This is a genomic window from Methanobrevibacter filiformis (assembly GCF_001639265.1).
Taxonomy (GTDB): domain Archaea; phylum Methanobacteriota; class Methanobacteria; order Methanobacteriales; family Methanobacteriaceae; genus Methanacia; species Methanacia filiformis.
This window is the reverse complement of sequence record NZ_LWMT01000130.1, coordinates 1-2036: the sequence shown is the minus strand read 5'-3', so window position 1 is coordinate 2036 and position 2036 is coordinate 1. Positions and strand designations below refer to the sequence as shown.

Sequence of the window (2036 nt, the reverse complement as noted above, 5' to 3'; positions counted from 1 at the left end):
GCTGCAACTAATGAAATAAACATCAGAAATGCAATATACAATACAATACGAACAAGAAATCTAAAAGACACAATATACTAGAAAAAACATAAATAAACATAGTATAAAACCATACATGTCTAAATAAGTATCTCTTAGTCAGTATGCCATTTATCAAAACATGATTCATACAAAAGCACTAATTTATTAATACAAATTTCATAATAAATGCACAAAAACTTAATAAAAAAAAGTTTATTAAAGTCATTAATGCATGAAGTCATATTTCAACACAAAGATTATTAAACTTTACTAAAAAATAATCAACAAAGATAAATCACTTAAAACCCAATAAACTAAATAATAATCCTTATTTTAACTTAATATTACTTCATCATCATAATATAAGCCAATAAGTATCAATTAACTAATCAATGAATTATGGAAGATCTCCATAAAGATTATTATTTCGGATATTTGTGTTATTTGAATCAAATACTGAAATGCCTGTGTATTTACTGTTTTTTAGGATATTTTTTAGGATGTCGATACTGTGTGATTCTGATATTGCAATACTCACTGTGTTTCCATCAAATGTATTATTTAAAACAGTGCTATATCGATCAAGGTATAAATCAAGACCATAATTACAATTTTTAAAGTAGTTATTTGAAATTTTACTAGTTTCTGTATCATATAAGCTGATACCTATGTTTACAATGCGATCTAAGTAATTATTATAGACTGTGCTATTTTTACTATTACTTATTTCAATTCCATCACTGTTATTTTTTAGTGTATTATGTCCAATATCAGCTTTTTGAGATTCACCAATTCGAATAGCTGTTAAATTAGTGTTTTGTATGTTGTTTGAAAGAATACTTACATATTTAAATTCTTCTAATGCAATTCCGCCTCCATTAAGGTTGCTTAATGTATTATTTTCTATTTTGAATTTAACGAAATTGTTTCCAAAAATAGCATCAGATCCGCTGTTAATTATAGTATTTTTAGTAATAGATCCATTAGGCACTTCATCAAATGAAATACCATATTCACCAGTTTTATTTAAATAGTTATTACTGACATCAAATAGATCTATGTTGTTTAGAGAAATACCAGTGTCTCCACTATTTTGTATATTATTTTGACTAATATTAGAATTTCCAACATCATTAATAAATATTCCATTCTCATGACTATTAGTTATAGTATTGTTTGAAACAGTGATTTTATTACCTGCATATAAATTAATTCCATCCTCTGAGGATTTACTTACTTTGTTTTTAGTGATAGTTCCATCTGTAAAGCCAGATATTAGAATTCCAGATTCACTACTATTTGTAATTGTATTATTAATTATTTTAATATTATTAACTGTGTTTCCTTCAATACCAGTAGAACCACTGCCATTTATGGTATTTTGGTTGATTTCAGTATCTTTAACTTCATCTAGTGTGATGCCAGTACCACCATTATTTTTTAAGTTGTTATTTATGATTTTAGTATTATTAGAAGAACTTACACTAACCCCACTGCCTTCACTATTGGATATAGCATTATAGCTAATTTCAGAATTTTTACTATCTCCTACATAAATACTATCCTCACTATCTGATATATTATTACGGCTTACTTTAACATTATTAGATGAATCAACAGCAATGCCATTTTTATTCATTTTGTTCCTACTAACTTCAGTAGTTTCAACTTCACTTAAAGAGATACCGTTAACTTGATTTTCATTTATGGTATTACCTGTAATTGTACTGTTATTAGATGAATCAACACTTATTCCACCATTTTCATTTTTTTCCACAATGTTTTTGTTGATTTTTACATTGTTAGATTCAGTTGCAGTGATTCCAGAACCACCATTTGTACTTAAGGTATTATAGTATGATACCTATTTTTTGACAATATATTCATCTATCCAATTTTCGACAAAAGATATTTCATCAACTAATTCGTAGTATAATTTAACCACTTCCTTTTTTAGGTATTCAATATCTGGAATGGGGTTTCTATGTAGTATATTTTTCATAGTTCTCCATAGT

The 2036-nt window shown here is 26.5% G+C and carries 1 pseudogene; it reads right to left on the bottom strand.

The annotated features are described in order from the left end of the window. Positions 1-418: 418 nt before the first annotated feature. A pseudogene (locus MBFIL_RS11175) lies at positions 419-1861 on the bottom strand (right-handed parallel beta-helix repeat-containing protein); the annotation flags it as partial. Between the last annotated feature and the right edge of the window lie 175 nt (positions 1862-2036).